The 19,591-nt window shown below is 59.9% G+C and carries 14 protein-coding genes; 4 read left to right on the plus strand and 10 right to left on the minus strand.

All coding sequences use genetic code 11. The annotated features are described in order from the left end of the window. Positions 1–145: 145 nt before the first annotated feature. The 7 genes from dbpA to betI all read right to left on the minus strand — a co-directional run bounded on the left by dbpA (position 146) and on the right by betI (position 10,433). The gene (dbpA, locus tag ACTWLJ_RS09270; RefSeq protein WP_401216296.1) at positions 146–1,531 is read right to left on the minus strand and encodes an ATP-dependent RNA helicase DbpA; all 1,386 of its coding nucleotides are present in this window, start codon (positions 1,529–1,531) and stop codon (positions 146–148) included. A 282-nt stretch (positions 1,532–1,813) separates the two neighbouring features. Then, entirely contained in the window at positions 1,814–3,253 is a 1,440-nt protein-coding gene (mdtD, locus tag ACTWLJ_RS09275) for a multidrug transporter subunit MdtD (protein WP_445180629.1), read from the minus strand. 112 nt (positions 3,254–3,365) lie between these two features. Continuing rightward, on the minus strand, positions 3,366–4,703 hold the full coding sequence (locus ACTWLJ_RS09280; RefSeq protein WP_445180630.1) for a TldD/PmbA family protein: 1,338 nt from the start codon (positions 4,701–4,703) through the stop codon (positions 3,366–3,368). Beyond that, complete coding sequence (locus ACTWLJ_RS09285) at positions 4,703–6,145, minus strand: TldD/PmbA family protein (RefSeq protein ID WP_445180631.1); 1,443 nt, start codon at positions 6,143–6,145, stop codon at positions 4,703–4,705. The genes ACTWLJ_RS09280 and ACTWLJ_RS09285 overlap by 1 nt, the downstream gene beginning before the upstream one ends. 284 nt (positions 6,146–6,429) lie before the next feature. Continuing rightward, positions 6,430–8,133, minus strand: coding sequence for a choline dehydrogenase (betA, locus tag ACTWLJ_RS09290; protein WP_445180632.1), 1,704 nt, complete (start codon positions 8,131–8,133; stop codon positions 6,430–6,432). A gap of 176 nt (positions 8,134–8,309) precedes the next feature. After that, the gene (gene betB, locus ACTWLJ_RS09295; RefSeq protein WP_445180633.1) at positions 8,310–9,782 is read right to left on the minus strand and encodes a betaine-aldehyde dehydrogenase; all 1,473 of its coding nucleotides are present in this window, start codon (positions 9,780–9,782) and stop codon (positions 8,310–8,312) included. Positions 9,783–9,839: 57 nt separating this feature from the next. Further along, the gene (gene betI / locus ACTWLJ_RS09300) at positions 9,840–10,433 is read right to left on the minus strand and encodes a transcriptional regulator BetI (protein ID WP_445180634.1); all 594 of its coding nucleotides are present in this window, start codon (positions 10,431–10,433) and stop codon (positions 9,840–9,842) included. 170 nt (positions 10,434–10,603) lie between these two features. Here betI and ACTWLJ_RS09305 point away from each other — a divergent pair, with 170 nt between their 5' ends. Next, positions 10,604–10,726, plus strand: coding sequence for a hypothetical protein (locus tag ACTWLJ_RS09305; RefSeq protein WP_401216288.1), 123 nt, complete (start codon positions 10,604–10,606; stop codon positions 10,724–10,726). A 132-nt stretch (positions 10,727–10,858) separates the two neighbouring features. Then, positions 10,859–12,856: a choline BCCT transporter BetT gene (gene betT / locus ACTWLJ_RS09310; protein ID WP_401216287.1), complete on the plus strand. Its 1,998-nt coding sequence runs from the start codon at positions 10,859–10,861 to the stop codon at positions 12,854–12,856. A gap of 198 nt (positions 12,857–13,054) precedes the next feature. Here betT and choV read toward each other — a convergent pair whose 3' ends face one another. From choV to ACTWLJ_RS09325, 3 genes are all read right to left on the minus strand, one after another. Continuing rightward, on the minus strand, positions 13,055–14,233 hold the full coding sequence (gene choV / locus ACTWLJ_RS09315; protein WP_401216286.1) for a choline ABC transporter ATP-binding protein: 1,179 nt from the start codon (positions 14,231–14,233) through the stop codon (positions 13,055–13,057). Continuing rightward, positions 14,230–15,075, minus strand: coding sequence for a choline ABC transporter permease subunit (gene choW / locus ACTWLJ_RS09320; RefSeq protein WP_445180635.1), 846 nt, complete (start codon positions 15,073–15,075; stop codon positions 14,230–14,232). The genes choV and choW overlap by 4 nt, the downstream gene beginning before the upstream one ends. 66 nt (positions 15,076–15,141) lie before the next feature. Beyond that, positions 15,142–16,089, minus strand: a complete 948-nt coding sequence (locus tag ACTWLJ_RS09325; RefSeq protein WP_445180636.1) for a choline ABC transporter substrate-binding protein — start codon at positions 16,087–16,089, stop codon at positions 15,142–15,144. 434 nt (positions 16,090–16,523) lie between these two features. Between ACTWLJ_RS09325 and ACTWLJ_RS09330 the strand changes: the two genes are divergently transcribed. Together ACTWLJ_RS09330 and ACTWLJ_RS09335 are read left to right on the plus strand one after the other, a co-directional pair. Then, a complete protein-coding gene (locus ACTWLJ_RS09330; RefSeq protein ID WP_445180637.1) occupies positions 16,524–17,900 on the plus strand; it encodes an L-serine ammonia-lyase in 1,377 nt (458 codons plus the stop codon). A 560-nt stretch (positions 17,901–18,460) separates the two neighbouring features. Next, positions 18,461–19,564 carry a GlxA family transcriptional regulator gene (locus tag ACTWLJ_RS09335; RefSeq protein WP_401216282.1) on the plus strand — a complete coding sequence of 368 codons (1,104 nt, stop codon included), beginning with the start codon at positions 18,461–18,463 and terminating at the stop codon, positions 19,562–19,564. Positions 19,565–19,591: the final 27 nt, after the last annotated feature.

Consider the following 19,591-nt stretch of genomic DNA (forward strand, 5'->3'; position numbering starts at 1 on the left):
ACACAAATTTCAAATTCACCGACGACCCATGTGGGAGCGGGCTTGCCCGCGATGAGGTCGGCACATTCAACATAGATGTTGTCTGCCAGTCCGTCATCGCGGGCAAGCCCGCTCCCACAGGGATCTTCGTTGGATGGAAGATCGATTACAAAATGCGTACGCGCAGCGAGCGACCTTTGATCTTGCCGTCGTTCAGACGCTGCAAGGCCTGCATGGCTACGGTACGTTCAACAGCCACATAAGCCTGGAAGTCGAAGATCGCGATCTTGCCAACCTGCGCGCCCGGAATGCCGGCATCGCCAGTCAGTGCGCCAAGAATGTCGCCCGGACGGACTTTGTCTTTACGGCCAGCACCGATGCACAGGGTGGTCATCGGCGGCTGCAACGGGGCAAGGCCCTGGGACTTGAGGTCATCGACCTGAGCCCAGTTCAACGGCGATTTCTGCAGTTGTTCGATGGCTTGTGCGCGGTGTGCTTCGCCCGGCGCAACCAGACTGATCGCGATACCTTTTTCGCCAGCACGACCGGTACGGCCAACGCGGTGAATGTGGATTTCCGAATCACGCGCCAGTTCGACGTTGATCACCATGTCCAGCGCATCGATGTCCAGACCACGGGCGGCAACGTCAGTGGCAACCAGAACCGAAGTGCTGCGGTTGGCGAACATCGCCAGTACCTGGTCGCGATCACGTTGTTCCAGATCGCCGTGCAGGCCGACGGCGGAGATGCCTTTGGCGGTCAGGTGATCAACGGTTTCCTGAACCTGCTGCTTGGTGAAGCAGAACGCCACGCAAGATGCAGGACGGAAGTGGTGCAGGACTTTGGTCACAACACCCATGCGGTCTTCCGGGGAAATCTCGTAGAAACGCTGCTCGATCTGCGTGTCATCGTGGAACGCTTCGGCCTTGACCGTTTGCGGGTCACGCATGAATTTCGAGGCCAGCTGCTTGATGCCCACCGGGTAAGTCGCGGAGAACAGCAGGGTCTGACGACGTGCCGGGGTCTTTTCGATGATGTCTTCGATGGCGTCGTAGAAGCCCATGTCGAGCATGCGATCAGCTTCGTCGAGGATCAGCGTGTTCAGGCCATCCAGCACCAGCGAACCTTTGCGCAAGTGCTGCTGGATGCGTCCCGGGGTGCCGACGATGATGTGCGCGCCGTGTTCCAGCGAAGCGATCTGCGGGCCGAAGGACACGCCGCCGCACAGGGTCAGGACCTTGATGTTGTCTTCGGCGCGCGCCAGACGGCGAACTTCCTTGGCAACCTGGTCAGCCAGCTCGCGAGTCGGGCAGATCACCAGCGCCTGGCAACCGAAGTAGCGCGGATTGATCGGGTTCAGCAGGCCGATGCCGAAAGCAGCAGTCTTGCCGCTGCCGGTCTTGGCCTGGGCGATCAGGTCCATCCCCTTGAGGATCACCGGCAAGCTCTGCGCCTGGATCGGCGTCATCTGGGTATAACCGAGAGATTCGAGGTTAGCCAGCATGGCGGCGGACAGCGGCAGAGTGTTAAAAGCGGTGGCGATGGTGGTCACGGGACTGGCCTGCAAAACAAAATGTCGCGCAGTGTACCAGCCCCGTGCCACTTTCCTCGAAAGTTCTGGACGAACAGTGACTCAATCCCCCAGCTCAAACCTTTACAGCCGAGTGCAAAACCTGTGGCGAGGGGATTTATCCCCGTTGGGGCGCGCAGCACCCCCGAAATCAGTCCCCCCCAATCTGACAGACAGACCGCATTCAGCCTTTTTGGGGCTGCTGCGCAACCCAACGGGGATAAATCCCCTCGCCACAAAAGCTTTCACAAGGCATGACACTGTCTAGTGTTCGATGTGTTCATCCGGGTGTTCTTCCGGGCGTTTGACGCGTCGGCCGTCTTCTTTTGAGAGTTGCGAGAAGATCGTCGCTGCCAGCATCGCCATGACGCCTACCGTGACGAAGGTCAGCTGGAACGCACCCAGCACGGTCTCGACGCCATCATTGCCGACCTCCGCCGTGAAGCCGCCGAGCAATGCGCCGGCACACGCTACCCCGAGGCTCAGCGACAACTGCGCGACCACCGACAGCAAGCTGTTGCCGCTGCTGGCGCTGGCGTCGTCGAGGTCGATCAGGGTCACGGTGTTCATCGCGGTGAATTGCAGCGAGTTGATCGCGCCGAGTATCGCCAGCAGTAATAGCAGCAACCAGTACGGCGTCTGCTCGCTGACCAGACCCATGCTCGCCAGCATGATCCCCAGCGCCAGGGTGTTGCCGGTCAGCACGATGCGATAGCCAAGACGTTCGATCAGCGGTCGCGCCATCCACTTGGCAAACATTGCCGCCGCCGCCAGCGGCAGCATGCTCATCCCGGCTTGCGACGGCGAATAACCCAAGGCTACTTGCAACAGCAACGGCACCAGAAACGGCAGGGCGCCGCTGCCCAGACGAGCGAACAGGTTGCCGAGGATGCCGACGGCAAAGGTACGGGTCTTGAACAGCGACGGCGAGAACAACGGATTGTCGATGTGTCCGGCGCGCAGCCAGTACGCCGCGAGACAGGCCATGCCGCCGAACAGCAGCAACATCACCCGCAAGTGCGGCAGATGCAGTTCGCCGAGGCCTTCCATGGCGATGGTGATCAGGATCATCGCCGCACCGAACAGCAGAAATCCGAGGCTATCGAAACGCGTACGTTCGGTGCCGCGCAAGTCGGGGATGAACTTCCATACCGCGTAGCAACCAATCAGACCCACCGGCAAATTGATCAAAAAGATCCAGTGCCACGTCAGGTATTGCACCATCCAGCCGCCCATGGTCGGGCCGATCAACGGGCCGAGCAGACCGGGAATGGTGATGAAACCCATGATCCGCACCAGTTCCGAACGCGGGTAGGCGCGCAGCACCACCAGTCGCCCGACTGGCAGCATCAATGCACCGCCGAGGCCCTGAATCACCCGGGCGCCGATCAACATGCTCAGGCTGTTCGACATTGCGCAGAGTAATGAACCGAAGCTGAACAGCAGGATGGCACCGAAGAAGATCTTCTTGGTGCCGAAGCGGTCGGCGATCCAGCCGGAAGCCGGGATCAGCAAGGCCACGGTGAGCATGTAGGCGATGATTACGCCCTGCATGCGCAACGGGTCTTCGGCCAGATCGCGGGCCATGGCCGGCAGTGCGGTGTTGAGGATGGTCCCGTCGAGGGACTGCATAAAGAAAGCAATGGCGACGACCCACGGCAACCAGCGGGCGGTGATGGCGTCGAGAGGCGGGCGGTTGGGCATGGAACCTCTTGTTGTGGAGTCAGTGAAGGCCTCATCGCGAGCAGGCTCGCTCCTACATTTATTCTGTGTCGACCACAAATCCAATGTAGGAGTGAGCCTGCTCGCGATGCTTTTACAGGGTCAGGGTCAGTCGGCTCACCAGCGCCCCCGGCAGCAATGCCGAGGACGTATTGCGCTGGCTATAGGTGCTGGCCGACAGGAGCATTTCGCGTTCCGCAGTCAGCGCTTCGAGCTGCGAACCGAGCAGGCTGTAGGCACTGTCATCAAAACGCATGGTGCTGACCGGCGCCTGTATCTCGCCGTTCTCGACCCAGAACGTGGCAAACCGGGTCATGCCGGTCAGCCGCGCGGCCGGTTGATCCGAGTAGTTCAGGTACCACAGATTGCTGATGTACAGCCCGGTGCCCAACTGCTTGAGAATCTCGGCCTGCGGCAGATCGCCTGCGGCCATGTTCAGCGCACTCGGCGCTTCACCGCCACTGGCGCCGTTGGCGGTCAGACCATACTCGGCAGCACTGCGCGAACCGACCAATTGCTCGCCGGCCTTGCCTTCGATGATCAGGCGCAAATCGCTGTGCGGATAACCTTCGCCGGAAAACGCCGGGCTCAGCGAGCCGCTGACTTTCTCGTCGAGCGACACCAGCGGACTGAACGCCTGATCACCGGCATAGAGCTTTTGCAGCGGACTGCTCTTGCTGGCAATCGACTGCGCCGAGAACCCGCCCCAGCACAGCATGCTCATGATCTCTTCGAGGGCGGCCGGAGCCAGATAAGCGCGGTATTGCCCCGGCGCCAAAGTGCGCAGCGGACGACCGAGAAACTCCAGTTGCTCACGCGCCTGACCGATGCGCGCGGCGAAGCCTTCGCTGCTCCAGTCATGCCCGGCATAGCTGGCTTTCACCGCCTGACCGTTTTCGTGGAACAGGCTGAAATCGAAGTTGAAGCTGTTGGCCTGATGCCAGCCGAAAGCACCCGACGAACTGGCGAAACCACGGGAGATCGGCCCGGCAGCATAGAAACCGACCAAGTCCAGGCCTTCAGCCTCGCGAGCGATTTCTGCCACCACTTGCTCGGTGTCCGGCAGCGGATGTTCCTGAACGTTGTTGTTCTGCCAGCCGTTGTGATTGAGCAGCAGATACGGGTCCTGCGGCAGCAGCGGGAGGATTTCGCGCAGTTGTTGCAGACCTTCGGCCAAGCGTTGCAGATCGGTTTCCGGCTCGCCGGACAGGGTGATCTGCAGGTCGGCGTGGCGGCCATCGTTGATCAGTTTCAGGCCGACACCGGCCTGTTGCACTTGCCCGGCCTGACGCACCTTGGCGTGATTGAAACGGACAAACGCCGAAGACTCACCGGCAAAGCTGAGAGTGAACTGCTCCGGCTCACGCACGGTGTCGCGCAGCCAGTTGACCAGCACTTTAAAGGCCTCAGCCTGACTCTTGACTGTACTCATCAGGCGTCTCCCCCAAATACATCAACGTTGCTGAATACACAGGCCGGCGAAGCATGGCCGACGCGGATCACCTGGTTCGGTTCGCCCTTGCCGCAATTCGGTGTGCCGAGCACTTTCACCGTGCTGGCATCGCCGACGGCGCGCAGGCTTTTCCAGAATTGCGCGGAAATCGCCCGGTAGTTCGGGTTTTTCACGATGCCTTTGAGTTCACCGTTTTCGATCAACTGACCCCATTCGCAACCGAACTGGAATTTGTTGCGTGCATCGTCAATCGACCATGAACGGTTGGTGCGCATCAGAATGCCGTGTTCGATGCCGCCGATCATCTGCTCCAGCGACTGGTCGCCCGGCTCGATGTTGAGGTTGGCCATGCGATCGATTGGTGCGCGGTTCCAGCCGCAGGCGCGACTGTTGGCAACACCGTCGAGGCCGGCGCGGAACTGCGACAGCGCGCCGCCCAGTGGTCGCAGCAACAAGCCTTCACGGATCAGGAATTGTTTGCTGGCCAGCGTGCCGTCGTCGTCATGCCCGTAGCTGGCGAGTTCTTCGGGGATATCCGGGTCGAACGTCACGTTGAGCAGTTTCGAGCCGTATTGCAGGCTGCCGAAGTCTTCGGCTTTGACGAAACTGGTGCCGGCGTAATTGCGTTCGTCGCCGAGAATCCGGTCCAGCTCCAGCGGGTGACCGATGGATTCGTGGATCTGCAGCATCATCTGATCCGGCATCAACAGCAGATCGCGCGGCCCCTGCGGGGTGTTCGGCGCGAGCAACAATTGCAGGGCCTGATCGGCGACTTTCGGTCCGGCGCCGACCAGTCCGCAACGGCTGATCACATCAGCGCCACCTTGCTGGCCGAAGTTCTCGCGACCGAGGCTGCGGGTCTGGCTATCGTTGCCGTCGTAGGCAGTAACTTCGAGACTCGGATAGACGAAGCGCTGGGCCTGGCGCAGTTCGGCGCCGGCACTGCTGAGGTAGATCTGCTCGACATTGGTGATGCCGACGCTGACCTGCCAGTTCACCAAGCGCTCATCCTTTGGCACCGAGGCGGATTCCGTGCCGAGCAGATCGTAGCAATCGCTCAGGGACGGGAAGGGCTGTTCGAAGTTCGGCGAAAAGTAGTCGGCGCGGTCGCTGGATACCGGCTGCTCGCGCAGATCGAGCAACGCGTAAGGCTTGATTCGCCGGGCCTGTTGCTCGGCGCGTTCGAGCGCGGCTTGCAGGCCTTGCTGCGACAGATCGTTGGTGGCGGCGTAAGCCTCGACCCCGTTGACCCGCACGGTGAGCATCGCCCCTTCGTCGCGACTCATGCTCGGTGGTTCGGCGACGTTCTTGCGCACCGACAGGTATTGGCCTGACTCGCGGACGTATCGCAGGGAAAAGAATTCAGCGCCCGTGCGCAAGGCAGCGAAGCGCTGCTTGAGCTGGGGGTGGAAATCGAACATTCGGGAACCTCCTTGTTATGGAGTAGCGGTGCGGCGATTCGGCGGGGAGGGGTGAAACGGTTGCGCGAGGTCTAGAGTAGGCCTGCGTGGGGGTAGGATCAAGTGAAGAGGGGGTGTAGGAAGATTTACTGGGGGAAGCAGGGAGATGGGTGTTGATTTGTAGGGCCTCATCGCTGGCAAGCCAGGCTCCCACAGGTTATGGGGTGATCACAATAACTGTGAACGACACAAAACCCTGTGGGAGCTGGCTTGCCAGCGATTAGCTGTGACGCGGTGTAACGATGTTACTGGGCAGCAGGGGTGATATCACGCATCGGCTTGCCTTTGACCGGCGCATCGCCCGCCACGTAGTAAGCAGCCTGGCTACGTGCCAATGGCTGGCGACCACGAATCTTGTCGGCGATTTTCTCGGCGATCATGATCGTCGGCGCGTTGAGGTTGCCGGTGGTGATGATCGGCATGATCGAAGCGTCGACCACACGCAGGCTCTGCATGCCATGCACGCGGCCTTCGCCATCAACCACAGCCATCTCGTCGGTGCCCATCTTGCACGAGCAGGACGGGTGGAACGCGGTTTCGGCGTGCTCGCGGATGAACTTGTCCAGTTGCTCATCGGACTGGACGTCGATGCCCGGGCTGATTTCGCGACCACGGAAGGCGTCGAGTGCCGGCTGTTGCATGATTTCACGGGTCAGGCGGATGCCGTCGCGGAATTCCTGCCAGTCCTGCTCGGTGGCCATGTAGTTGAACAGAATGCTCGGGTGCTGGCGCGGGTCTTTCGACTTGGCCTGAATGCGACCACGGCTCGGCGAACGCATGGAACCCATGTGCGCCTGGAAACCGTGCTCTTTCACACCGTTGCTGCCGTTGTAGTTAATCGCAACCGGCAGGAAGTGGTACTGGATGTTCGGCCATTCGAATTCCGGACGCGAACGGATGAAACCACCGGCTTCGAACTGGTTGCTGGCGCCGATGCCGGTGCCGTTGAACAGCCACTCGGCACCGATGGCCGGCTGGTTGTACCAGAGCAGCGACGGGTACAGGGAAACTGGCTGAGTGCACGCGTATTGCAGGTACAGCTCAAGGTGATCCTGCAGGTTTTCACCAACGCCCGGCAGGTCGTGAACGACCGGGATGTCCAGCGAGTTCAGCAGTTCGGCAGGGCCGACACCGGAACGCTGCAGGATTTGCGGCGAAGCGATGGCGCCGGAGCACAGCAGGACTTCCTTGCGTGCTTTGACTTCAACGCGTTCCTCGGCATCACCGATCAGATAACGCACGCCAACGGCACGCTTGCCTTCGAACAGAATCTTGTCGGTCAGGGCGTGGGTGACGATGGTCAGGGTCGAACGCTTTTTCGCGGTGTCGAGGTAACCACGGGCGGTGGAAGCACGACGACCTTTCGGCGTCACGGTGCGGTCCATCGGGCCGAAGCCTTCCTGCTGGTAGCCGTTCAAGTCTTCGGTGCGCGGGTAACCGGCCTGCACGCCGGCTTCAACCATGGCGTGGAACAGCGGGTTGTTGCCAGCCTTCGGCGTGGTCACGCTGACCGGGCCTTCGCCACCGTGGTAGTCGTTCGGGCCGATGTCGCGGGTTTCCGCTTTGCGGAAGTACGGCAGGCAGTCGAGGTAGGACCAGTTTTCCAGGCCTGGCAGTTTTGCCCAGCCGTCGTAGTCCATCGCGTTGCCACGGATGTAGCACATGCCGTTGATCAGCGAGGAACCGCCGAGGCCTTTGCCGCGGCCGCATTCCATCCGGCGACCGTCCATGTGTGGCTCGGCATCGGTTTCGTACGCCCAGTTGTAGCGACGGCCTTGCAGCGGGAACGCCAGAGCGGCCGGCATTTGCGTACGGAAATCGAAACGGTAGTCCGGGCCGCCTGCTTCGAGCAGCAGAACGGTAACGCCAGCGTCTTCAGTCAGACGGGTCGCCAGGGTGTTACCGGCCGAGCCGGCACCGATGATGATGTAATCGAATTCTTGGGACATTGAATGCACCCTCTTTGAAGTTGGTCAGGTCAGGCCTGATGAGTGCTGTGCACTCAATCGCCAGCAGGCTGGCTCCCGCAGAGATGGGGGAATCCCACAGGTTGGGTGCATGACACCAAACCTGTGGGAGCTAGCCTGCTGGCGATGAAGGCCTTTCAGGCGAAGCGATTGACGCCTTAGAACACCGAGACGTAATCGCCCAGCTCGACCTGTACCGATTTGATGCGAGTGAAGTTGTTCAGCGAGCTGATGCCGTTTTCACGACCCACGCCCGACTGCTTGTAACCGCCAACCGGCATTTTTGCGTCGGACTCGCCCCAAGCGTTGATCCAGCAGATACCGGCTTCCAGTTGATGAATCACGCGGTGAGCGCGGTTCAGGTCTTTGGTAACGATACCGGCGGCCAGGCCGAAGTCGGTGTCGTTGGCGCGGCGGATCACTTCTTCTTCGGTTTCGTAGGAGAGGATCGCCATCACTGGGCCGAAGATTTCTTCGCGAACGATGGTCATCTCGTCGGTGCAGTCGGTGAACACGGTTGGAGCCACGAATGCGCCTTTGGCGAATTCGCCGTCGGTCAGACGATCGCCCCCGCACAGAACACGCGCGCCTTCTTCTTTACCCTTGGCGATGTAACCCAGCACGCTTTCCATGTGGGCGAAGCTGACCAGTGGGCCGAAGTTGGTGTTCTCGTCTTCCGGGTTGCCAACGCGGATGCGTGCAACGCGCTCGACGATCTTGGCTTCGAAAGCGGCTTTCAGGTGGCTCGGCACGAATACGCGAGTGCCGTTGGTGCAGACCTGACCGGAGCTGTAGAAGTTGGCCATCATGGCGGTGTCGGCAGCGCGATCCAGATCGGCGTCGTCGCAGATGATCAGCGGGGACTTGCCGCCCAGTTCCATGGTCACGTCTTTCAGCGAAGATGCCGAAGCGCTGGCCATGACTTTCTTGCCGGTGTCGGTGCCGCCAGTGAACGAGATCTTCTCGATGCGCGGGTGCTCGGTCAGCCAGGTGCCGACTTCACGGCCGCTGCCGGTCAGAACGTTGAACACGCCATCCGGTACGCCGGCCGCGGTGTAGATCTCGGCCAGTTTCAGGGTGGTCAGCGAGGTGACTTCGCTTGGCTTGAAGATCATCGCGTTACCGGCAGCCAGTGCTGGTGCGGATTTCCACAGAGCGATCTGGATCGGGTAGTTCCACGCGCCGATACCGGCGACAACGCCCAGCGGCTCGCGACGGGTGTAGACGAAAGCGGTGTCACGCAGCGGGATCTGCTCGCCTTCGATGGCGGGTACCAGGCCTGCGTAGTATTCCAGCACATCGGCACCGGTGACGATGTCGACATACTTGGTTTCGGAGAACGACTTGCCGGTGTCCAGGGTTTCCAGCGCGGCCAGTTCATCGTTGCGCTCGCGCAGGATGTCGACGGCACGACGCAGGATGCGCGAACGCTCCATGGCGGTCATCGCAGCCCAGATTTTCTGGCCCTTTTCGGCGCTGACGACGGCGCGCTCGACGTCTTCCTTGGTCGCACGTTGTACCTGTGCGAGGACTTCACCGTTAGCCGGGTTGATGGCTTCGAAAGTGGCGTCGCTGCTGGCGTCACTGTAGCCGCCATCGATGTAGAGTTTTTGCAGTTCGAAACGGGCCATAAAGTCCTCGCAAGTGCATAAGTGATTGGCTTCAGGCGCCGAGCGTATCTTCGTGCTCTAGCTCACCTTCTTGGCCAGTTGGAAATCCATGTATTCGTAAGCGATCCGTTGCGCCTGCGTGGTGTCGAAAGCGTCTCCCGACAGCGCGCCGCGCAACCACAAACCGTCAATCAACGCTGCCAGTCCACGGGCGGCGTTACGCGCATCTTCGAGCGGCAACACACGGCGGAACTCGCAGCACAGGTTGGAATACAGACGGTGATCGTTGATCCGCTGCAACCTGTGCAAAGACGGCTGGTGCATGCTGGTGGCCCAGAAGGCCAGCCAGGTTTTCATTGCCGGGCCATTGACCTGGCTGGCGTCGAAGTTGCCTTCGATGATCACCTGCAGATGCGCCCGTGGGCTGTCATCTGCCAGCGCTTGGCGGCGCAGGGTGACGTTCTCGCTGAGGACGCTCATCAGATACCGCATCGTGGCGGCAATCAGGCCGTTCTTGTCCTGAAAGTAATGACTGATGATGCCATTCGAGACACCGGCCAAACGGGCGATCAGCGCAATGCTGGCGTCCCCCATTCCGACCTGATCGACCGCTTGCAAAGTGGCTTCGATCAGTTGTTGGCGGCGGATGGGTTGCATACCGACCTTGGGCATCTTGCACATCTCCTTAGGCCTTCCGAGGGGCGATAAACGCCTATCGGATTGAGGGCCAGTCTATTTTGTTTTGATTGAACGTTCAATCAACAAAGAATAAGATCTGCGACAAATCGTCGCTGCTTACAGATTTTTCCTACATGTAAATGGCGATAAACCGACATCCGAAAATGCTCGAAACCTGCGCGGGGCATGGCGCGGTTCGCGGTTCGATGGACGTGTTGAAAGGGCAAGACGCTCAGGCTCAAGTTTCGGATGAACGTCCGGGCTTCGGCCACGAAAGCGATTCGTGACGCCATTTCTGCAGGTTCGAGCTTTTTTCGGGGTGTCTTTATATCACCCACCGGTCGGCTGCCAACTAACCGATTGGTCGGGTTCCGCGTTGCCTTGTGTTCTTCTCTCGCACTGCCTGGAGCATTTGTGCCATGAGTTCTGCCTCTCTTATAAAGACCCCGCCCGAGAAGGTGACGGTCAACGGTTGGGTGTTCTACACCTCTACCGCGTTGATTCTGTTGTTGACCGCCATTCTGATTATCGCCCCGCAAGAGGCCGGCAGAATGTTGGGTGTGGCCCAGGCCTGGTTGTCGCGCAGCTTCGGCTGGTACTACATGGTGGTGATAGCCGCCTATCTGGTATTCGTCATCGGTCTGGCGTTTTCGTCTTACGGCAAGCTCAAACTGGGCAGCAAGGACGACACCCCTGATTTCAGCTACGGCGCCTGGGCGGGCATGCTGTTCTCGTCGGGTATCGGCATCTCCTTGTTGTACTTCGGTGCATCCGAGCCGCTGGATCACTACTTCAATCCGCCGGAAGGCGCGTCGGCCACCAACATGGCGGCACGTCAGGCTGTGCAACTGACTTTCCTGCACTGGGGCCTGCACGGCTGGGCGATCTACGCATTGGTCGGTCTGGCCGTGGCGTACTTCGCGTACCGTCATAACCAGCCGCTGGCACTGCGTTCGGCGCTGTATCCGCTGGTCGGTGAGCGTTGGGTCAAAGGCGCGGCCGGTCATGCGGTGGACGGCTTCGGCATGTTCGTGACCCTGCTGGGTCTGGTGACGAACCTGGGGATTGGTTCGCTGCAAGTGTCGTCGGGCCTTGAAAACCTGTTCGGCATGGAACACAGCAACACCAACCTGCTGATCGTGATCATCGTGATGAGCACCGTGGCGACCATCGCTGCCGTGTCCGGCGTGGAAAACGGCATCCGTCGTCTGTCCAACCTGAACATCGTGCTGTTCAGCGGTCTGCTGATTTTCGTGCTGCTGTTCGGCCCGACCCTGCACCTGCTCAACGGCTTCGTGCAGAACGTCGGCGACTACCTCAACGGCGTGGTGCTGAAGACCTTCGACCTGTACGTCTATGAAGGCGACAGTGAAAAGTCCGACCGCTGGCTGGGTCTGTGGACGCTGTTCTACTGGGCATGGTGGATTTCCTGGGCCCCGTTCGTAGGCATGTTCATCGCGCGTATTTCCCGTGGTCGTACCGTGCGTGAGCTGGTGGCCGGCGTGCTCCTGATTCCGCTGGGCTTCACCTTGGCGTGGCTGTCGATCTTCGGTAACTCGGCACTGGACCTGGTGATGAACCATGGAGCGGTGGAACTCGGCAAGACGGCGCTCGAGCAGCCGTCGATGGCGATCTACCAACTGCTCGAGCATTACCCTGCATCCAAAGTCGTGATCGGTGTATCGATCTTCGTTGGTTTCGTGCTGTTCCTGACCCCGGCCGACTCCGGCGCGGTGATGATGGCCAACCTTTCGTGCAAGGGCGGCAACGTCGACGAAGACGCGCCGCACTGGCTGCGGATCTTCTGGTCGGTGGTGATCACGCTGGTGACCATCGGTCTGCTGTTCGCCGGTAACTTCGAAGCCATGCAAACCATGGTGGTGCTGGCCGGTCTGCCGTTCTCGGTGGTGCTGGTGTTCTTCATGTTCGGCCTGCACAAGCAGATGCGCCAGGACGTGCAGATCGAACAGGAGCAAGCGCAACTGGCTGAGCGCGGTCGTCGTGGTTTCAGCGAGCGTCTGACTCAACTGGATCTGCAACCGAGCCAATCGGTAGTGCAGCGTTTCATGGACAAGCAAGTCAGCCCGGCGCTGGAAGATGCTGCCGCGCAAATGCGTGCGCAGGATCTGCAAGTACAGACGCTGCTGGGCAAGTCCAAGCGTTGCATGGGTGTGCGCATCGAGATGGAAGAGGGCAACCCTTTCGTCTACGAAGTGAGCCTTGAAGGCTACCTCGCGACACCGTCCGAATCGGTGGAGTCTGAAGAGGCGCGTCAGCGTTTCTATCGCGCCGAGGTGTATCTGCACAACGGCAGCCAGGATTACGACCTGATGGGCTTCACGCAGGATCAGATCACGCGGGATGTGCTCGATCAGTTTGAAAGCCATCGGCAGCTCCTTGGCCGGGTGTATAGCTAAGTTGTAAGTGCTGCGGTGTTTCTGTCTGAAGCACCGCGCCAACTCTATCGCCAGCAGGCTGGCCCCCACATTGGAATGCATTCTCCTGTGGGAGCCAGCCTGCTGGCGATGGGGTCATCAACTTCAACACTGTATTGCCAGATATCCCGATAAACAAAAACGCCGCGATCCTCTCGCGGCGTTTTTGTGTCCGGGGTCTTACCCCAGGTTCTTGCCCAGCAGCGCGTGATACAACTCGCTGTCGCCAAGGATCCCCACCACATGATTGTTATCGTGCAGCACCAGTTTGTTGCCGGTCTGATAACGAATCTGCAAAGCGTCACGCATGCCGATATTGGAGTCCACCAGCGTTGGTCGGCGTTCCAGCCCTTCGACCGCTTGCCCCGGTGCCCAGTTCTGCAAGTCCAGCACCGAACCGTTCTGCCGCGCACCCTTGATCGTATTGCCTTCGGCCAGATCCAGCCACGAGTCGCCGCCCGGGTCGAGGCATACCGAACCGTTGATGCGTTTGCACTTGTCCAGCGTGCGCATCAGGCTGCGTCCGCAAAGCACGTTGAGCGGATTGGTATGCGCCACAAACGTGCGCACATATTCGTCTGCCGGGTTCAGCACGATCTCTTCCGGCACGCTGTACTGGATGATCCGCCCGTCTTTCATGATCGCGATGCGGCTGCCGAGTTTCAGCGCCTCGTCGAGGTCGTGGCTGACGAACACGATGGTTTTGTTCAGCTTGCGTTGCAGTTCCAGCAGCTCGTCCTGCAAACCCTGGCGGATCAGCGGATCGAGTGCCGAGAACGGTTCGTCCATCAGCAGAATATCGGCGTCCATCGCCAGTGCCCGGGCCAGACCGACACGCTGTTGCATGCCGCCCGAGAGTTCGTCAGGCTTCTTGTTACGCCATTGGGTCAGACCCACCAGTTCGAGTTTTTCATCGACCAGTTTTTTGCGTTCTTTCTCCGGACGTCCCTGCATTTCCAGACCGAAACTGATGTTCTCGCGTACCGTCAGCCAAGGCATCAGGGCGAATTTCTGGAACACCATGGCGATGCGTTGGGTGCGCATCATTTTCAGCTCGGCCGGGGTGCACGAGGCGATGTCGATCTGCCTGCCTTCGTGCTCGACGAACAGTTTGCCGCGACTGACGGTGTTGAGGCCGTTGATGCAACGCAGCAGGCTCGATTTGCCGGAGCCGGAAAGCCCCATCAGCACGCAAATCTCGCCTTTGTTGATGTCCAGGCTGGCCTTTTCCACACCGACAATCTGCCCGGTCTTTTTCAGGATCTCGTTGCGGGTCATGCCCTGATCAAGCAGCTTGAGCGCCTCGCGCGGGTCCTTGGAGAAGATTACGTCGACGTCTTCGAAGCGAATTATGCTCATGCGTCACCCCCTGCTTTGGCGTCGGGTTGTTTGCAGATACGGTCGAGCATGATCGCCAGCAATACAATCGCCAGGCCCGCTTCGAAGCCCAGGGCGATATCAGCAGTGTTCAGTGCGTTGACCACCGGTTTGCCGAGTCCGTCGGCGCCTACCAGTGCCGCGATCACCACCATCGACAACGACAGCATGATGCACTGAGTGATGCCGGCAGCGATGCTCGGCATGGCGTGTGGCAGTTCAATCCGTGAGAGCAGTTGGCGACGCGAGCAGCCGAAGGCCTTGCCGGCGTCCATCAGTTCTTGCGGGACATCGCGGATGCCCAGGTAGGTCAGGCGGATCGGCGCAGCGATGGCGAATACCACCGTGGAGATCAGGCCCGGCACCACACCCAGCCCGAAGAGGGTCAGGGTAGGAATGAGGTAAACGAAGGTCGGTACGGTCTGCATCAGATCGAGTACCGGACGCATTATTGTGTAGAACATCGGTTTATGCGCGGCGACGATGCCCAACGGCACGCCGATAACCACGCAGACCAGGGTCGCGAACAGCACCTGGGCGAGGGTTTCCATGGTTTCCTGCCAGTACCCCAGATTGAGGATAAGCAGAAAGGAGGCGATGACGAAAACGGTCAGGCCCCATTTGCGTTGAATGAAATGGGCGAGCAGGGCGATGAGGCCGATCAAGACAAAAGGGTTGAACCAGGTCAGCGCAAACGTCACGCCGTGGATCATCGTTTCCAGGGTCACGGCGATTGCGTCGAAGGTGCTGGCGCCGTGTTGCGTCAACCATTCAACGAAGCTCGCAATGTACTGGCCTAAAGGTATTTTCTGATCAATCAGCATGGTAGTGAACGTCCGCATGCAAGGAAATAAACAGCCCGGGCAGGCGAACCTGCCCGGCATAAGCGATTACTGATTCAACTTGGCTTTCACGGCCTCCAGGCCTGGTTTACCGTCAGTGGTGGTCACGCCAGCGAGCCAGGTATCGAGCACCTGTGGATTCTTTTTCAGCCAGGCCTTGGCGGCCGCTTCAGGCTTCATCTTGTCGTCGAGGATGTTGCCCATCAGTTCACTTTCCATGTCGACGGTGAACTCCAGGTTTTTCAGCAACTGACCGACGTTGCTGCATTCCGTGGCGTAGCCCTTGCGGGTGTTGGTCGCAACGGTCGCGGCACCGAAGTCGGGGCCGAAGAAGTCGTCACCACCGGTCAGGTATTGAATCTTGAAGCGCTTGTTCATCGGGTGCGGCGCCCAGCCGAGGAACACCACGGCGGTGTCGCGTTTCTGTGCGCGGTCAACCTGCGACAGCATGCCCGCTTCGGACGACTCGACCACTTTGAAACCGGCGCTTTTCAGGCCGAAGGCATCTTTGTCGATCATGCTCTGGATCAGACGGTTGCCGTCGTTGCCAGGCTCGATGCCGTAGATCTTGCCGTCGAGTTCCTTCTTGAATTTGGCGATGTCGGCGAAGTCATGCAGACCTTTGTCATACAAGGCTTGCGGCACGGCGAGGGTGTACTTGGCGCCCTTGAGGTTGGTGCGCACGGTGTCCACGGTGCCGGCATCGCGGTAGGCCTTGATGTCGTTTTCCATGGTCGGCATCCAGTTACCGAGGAACACGTCCATGTTCTTGCCGTCGGCCAGCGACTTGTAGGTCACAGGCACGGAAATCATGGTGGTCTTGGTTTTGTAACCGAGGGCGTTGAGCACGACGCTGGTGGTCGCGGTGGTTGCGGTGATGTCGGTCCAGCCGACATCGGAGAAATTCACGGTACTGCATTGAGCGGGTTCTGCTGCTTGCGCCAGTAACGGCAGACTCAGCATGGCGGCCAACAACAACGACGGGGAACCTTTCATGGATGGACTCCTTGGTGTTTTTTTTGGCAGTGTTCCGACTGGACCACCGCACTTATAGGTTGCGGTTGGATGGCGTTCTGGAGACAGCTCTACCGCGGCGCCTTGCAATCGAGTCGATACGATCATGTACCAGTGAAAATCTGACGCCTACAGGGTGCGTCGTATCCAGTACAGGGATGGTCGTATCTAGTGTCAGTGACGTCGTTTACAGCTTTTTTTAGCCCCGTCTGGCCATCTGGACCGCAAAAAAACGGCGGAAAACCGGGATAAAAACGGCGCGGCGTTGGCGGACATGAGTGCGTCGGTGTCAGACGCCGGACAACCCGACAAAAGCCTGATGATGCGGGCATTCCGGCGGATCGCAGCTTGAGCGTAGCAGCTCCGCCAGCGGGCGCTTCGTGCCCGGGTCCCGCCTCCTCAGGAGCTCTGCAGCAATGGCTATCAGCGTTTTCGACCTGTTCAAAATCGGCATCGGCCCCTCCAGTTCCCACACCGTCGGGCCGATGCGCGCCGCCGCATTGTTTGTCGAGTCGTTGCGTAACAAACATCAACTGGAGCAGGTGCGCCGCATCGAGGTGCAGCTGTTCGGTTCGCTATCAGCCACCGGCATCGGTCACGGCAGCGACAACGCGGTGATCATGGGCCTGATGGGCGAGTGGCCGGACGCAATCGACCCGTCGCAAATCGGCCCGCGCATCCAGGCCCTGCGCGAAACTCACACCCTTTTATTGGATGGTCGCTTGTCGGTGCCGTTTGTCTGGGCCCGGGACATGCGCCTGATCGACGAAAACCTGCCGTTCCATCCCAACGCCATGACCCTGATTGCCGAGGGTGATCACGGTGAACTGCATCGCGACACCTACTATTCGGTGGGCGGCGGTTTTGTCGTGGATGAGGCGCAGGCTTCCAGCGGCGTGGTCGATCTGGATCGCACTGAGCTGCCATACGATTTTTCCAGCGCAGTCGAGCTGCTGGAACTGTGCAAGAAGCACAATCTGCGCGTCGCCGAGTTGATGCTGGCCAACGAGAAGATCTGGCGCAGCGAAGAAGAAATCCGCGCCGGCCTGATGAAACTCTGGCGAGCGATGCAGGATTGTGTGGAACAAGGTCTGAAGCACGAAGGCATCCTGCCGGGCGGTCTCAACGTGCGGCGGCGTGCGGCCAAGTTGCACCGTAGCCTTCAAGAGTTGAACAAGCCCAACGTGATCGGCTCGACGCTGAGCGCGATGGAGTGGGTCAACCTGTTCGCCCTCGCGGTGAACGAGGAAAACGCCGCCGGCGGGCGCATGGTCACGGCGCCAACCAACGGCGCGGCGGGGATCATTCCTGCGGTGCTGCACTACTTCATGAAGTTCAGCGAAGTGGTGACCGAGGCCAACGTGGTCGATTACTTCCTCAGTGCGGCGGCGGTGGGCATCCTCTGTAAAAAGAATGCGTCGATCTCCGGTGCCGAAGTCGGTTGTCAGGGTGAGGTCGGCTCGGCCTGCGCGATGGCAGCGGCAGGGCTGGCGGAAATCCTCGGCGCGTCTCCGGAACAGTTGTGCAACGCGGCGGAAATTGGCCTGGAACATAACCTCGGCCTGACCTGCGATCCGGTCGGCGGACTGGTGCAGGTGCCGTGCATCGAGCGCAACGCGATTGCCGCAGTGAAGGCAATCAATGCGGCGCAAATGGCCTTGCGCGGGGATGGTCAGCACTTTATTTCGCTGGACCGGGTGATCCGCACCATGCGCGATACCGGCGCCGATATGCATGACAAATATAAAGAGACATCGCGCGGTGGTTTGGCGGTCAGTGCGGTGGAGTGCTGATGCCGCATCGCTCCCATCGCTCCCATCGCTCCCATCGCTAGCAGGCTAGCTCCCACAGGTTCTCTGGTGTTGCTGATATTTTGATCACACCGCAAATCCCTGTGGGAGCCAGCCTGCTGGCGATCAGGGCCAGACCAGTCAAAACTGCGCGTTAAGTGAACACAGTCATTCAAACACGCCACCTTTTAGCGCGTCGCAATCAGACAAGAACCTTTCCCACCCGAGAGGCGCCCCCAAAGCCTCCTACCGTCCGTCACCCGTGCTTGCGGTGACACTCAGAAACATCGGCGCGCAGGCCCGTTCCCACAAGTGCTACCGATTTGCTCACACGCAACGGAGCAGAGCTTTCGCCGCCGCTGATGGCACTTCGAAATACCTTTTGTCGGACGTCTCGTATAGACACGTCGCGACGTCGTTTTCAGGAGTTATTGAACGGCCATTCAATTTTAGGCATGGCAATTGCTCTGTCATAACAAAGCCCGTCTCCCACGCGAGAACGATGGCAATAACAAGAGCCTCCGCCTGAGGCCATCACCCGCTTTGTGTGAGGAGATACCGCGATGACGTCGTTCAACTCCGGGGCCCAACCCCAGAACCGTGCGCCTCAATCCATCGGCTTTCTGCTGCTGGACAATTTCACGCTGATTTCCCTGGCATCCGCAGTAGAACCCCTGCGCATGGCCAACCAATTGTCCGGTCGTGAGCTGTATCGCTGGAGCACCCTCACCGTCGATGGCGGCCAGGTTTGGGCCAGTGACGGTCTGCAAATCACTCCCGACGCCTCCATGCACAAAGCCCCGCCACTCGATACCGTGATTGTCTGCGGCGGCATTGGCATTCAACGCACCGTCACCCGTGAACACGTGTCATGGCTGCAAAGTCAGGCGCGCCAGTCGAAGCGTCTTGGCGCCGTGTGCACCGGCAGTTGGGCACTGGCTTGCGCCGGTCTGCTCGACGGTTTCGATTGCAGCGTGCACTGGGAATGTCTGGCCGCGATGCAGGAAGCTTTCCCGCGTGTGGCCATGAGCACACGCCTGTTCACCCTCGACCGCAACCGTTTCACCAGCTCCGGTGGTACTGCGCCGCTGGACATGATGCTGCACCTGATCAGCCGCGATCACGGACGTGAACTGTCCGCCGCGATTTCCGAGATGTTCGTCTACGAACGCATCCGCAACGAACAGGATCACCAGCGCGTGCCGCTCAAGCACATGCTTGGCACCAACCAGCCGAAGTTGCAGGAAATCGTCGCGCTGATGGAGGCCAATCTGGAAGAGCCGATCGACCTCGACGAACTGGCGGTGTACGTCGCCGTGTCGCGTCGTCAGCTGGAGCGGCTGTTCCAGAAATACCTGCACTGCTCGCCGTCGCGCTATTACTTGAAGCTGCGCCTGATCCGCGCCCGGCAACTGCTCAAGCAGACGCCAATGTCGATCATCGAAGTGGCGTCGGTCTGCGGGTTTGTGTCGACGCCGCACTTCTCCAAGTGCTACCGCGAATACTTCGGCATTCCGCCGCGTGACGAGCGCGTAGGCTCCAACACCACCCAGCAAGTGGCGATGATGCCGCTGCCGCAAGCGCTGGTGCTGTCGCCGCTGTCGGGGCCGATGTCGGCGTTGAGCCAGGCGCGTAATGAGTCGACGTTTGCCAGCGTAAGGCTGTAGACCGAGTCATCGTTCTTCGCGAGCAAG

The sequence above is a fragment of the Pseudomonas sp. McL0111 genome, assembly GCF_052567255.1.

What these genes read in the sequence shown, in the direction of transcription:
- ACTWLJ_RS09285 (WP_445180631.1), bottom strand. Translation starts at nt 6,145, where the DNA reads ATGTTCGATTTCCACCCCCAGCTCAAGCAGCGCTTCGCTGCCTTGCGC.
- betT (WP_401216287.1), top strand. Translation starts at nt 10,859, where the DNA reads ATGAGTTCTGCCTCTCTTATAAAGACCCCGCCCGAGAAGGTGACGGTC.
- ACTWLJ_RS09335 (WP_401216282.1), top strand. Translation starts at nt 18,461, where the DNA reads ATGACGTCGTTCAACTCCGGGGCCCAACCCCAGAACCGTGCGCCTCAA.
- choW (WP_445180635.1), bottom strand. Translation starts at nt 15,075, where the DNA reads ATGCTGATTGATCAGAAAATACCTTTAGGCCAGTACATTGCGAGCTTC.
- ACTWLJ_RS09325 (WP_445180636.1), bottom strand. Translation starts at nt 16,089, where the DNA reads ATGAAAGGTTCCCCGTCGTTGTTGTTGGCCGCCATGCTGAGTCTGCCG.
- betB (WP_445180633.1), bottom strand. Translation starts at nt 9,782, where the DNA reads ATGGCCCGTTTCGAACTGCAAAAACTCTACATCGATGGCGGCTACAGT.
- ACTWLJ_RS09305 (WP_401216288.1), top strand. Translation starts at nt 10,604, where the DNA reads ATGCTCGAAACCTGCGCGGGGCATGGCGCGGTTCGCGGTTCGATGGAC.
- ACTWLJ_RS09330 (WP_445180637.1), top strand. Translation starts at nt 16,524, where the DNA reads ATGGCTATCAGCGTTTTCGACCTGTTCAAAATCGGCATCGGCCCCTCC.
- betI (WP_445180634.1), bottom strand. Translation starts at nt 10,433, where the DNA reads ATGCCCAAGGTCGGTATGCAACCCATCCGCCGCCAACAACTGATCGAA.
- choV (WP_401216286.1), bottom strand. Translation starts at nt 14,233, where the DNA reads ATGAGCATAATTCGCTTCGAAGACGTCGACGTAATCTTCTCCAAGGAC.
- betA (WP_445180632.1), bottom strand. Translation starts at nt 8,133, where the DNA reads ATGTCCCAAGAATTCGATTACATCATCATCGGTGCCGGCTCGGCCGGT.
- ACTWLJ_RS09280 (WP_445180630.1), bottom strand. Translation starts at nt 4,703, where the DNA reads ATGAGTACAGTCAAGAGTCAGGCTGAGGCCTTTAAAGTGCTGGTCAAC.
- mdtD (WP_445180629.1), bottom strand. Translation starts at nt 3,253, where the DNA reads ATGCCCAACCGCCCGCCTCTCGACGCCATCACCGCCCGCTGGTTGCCG.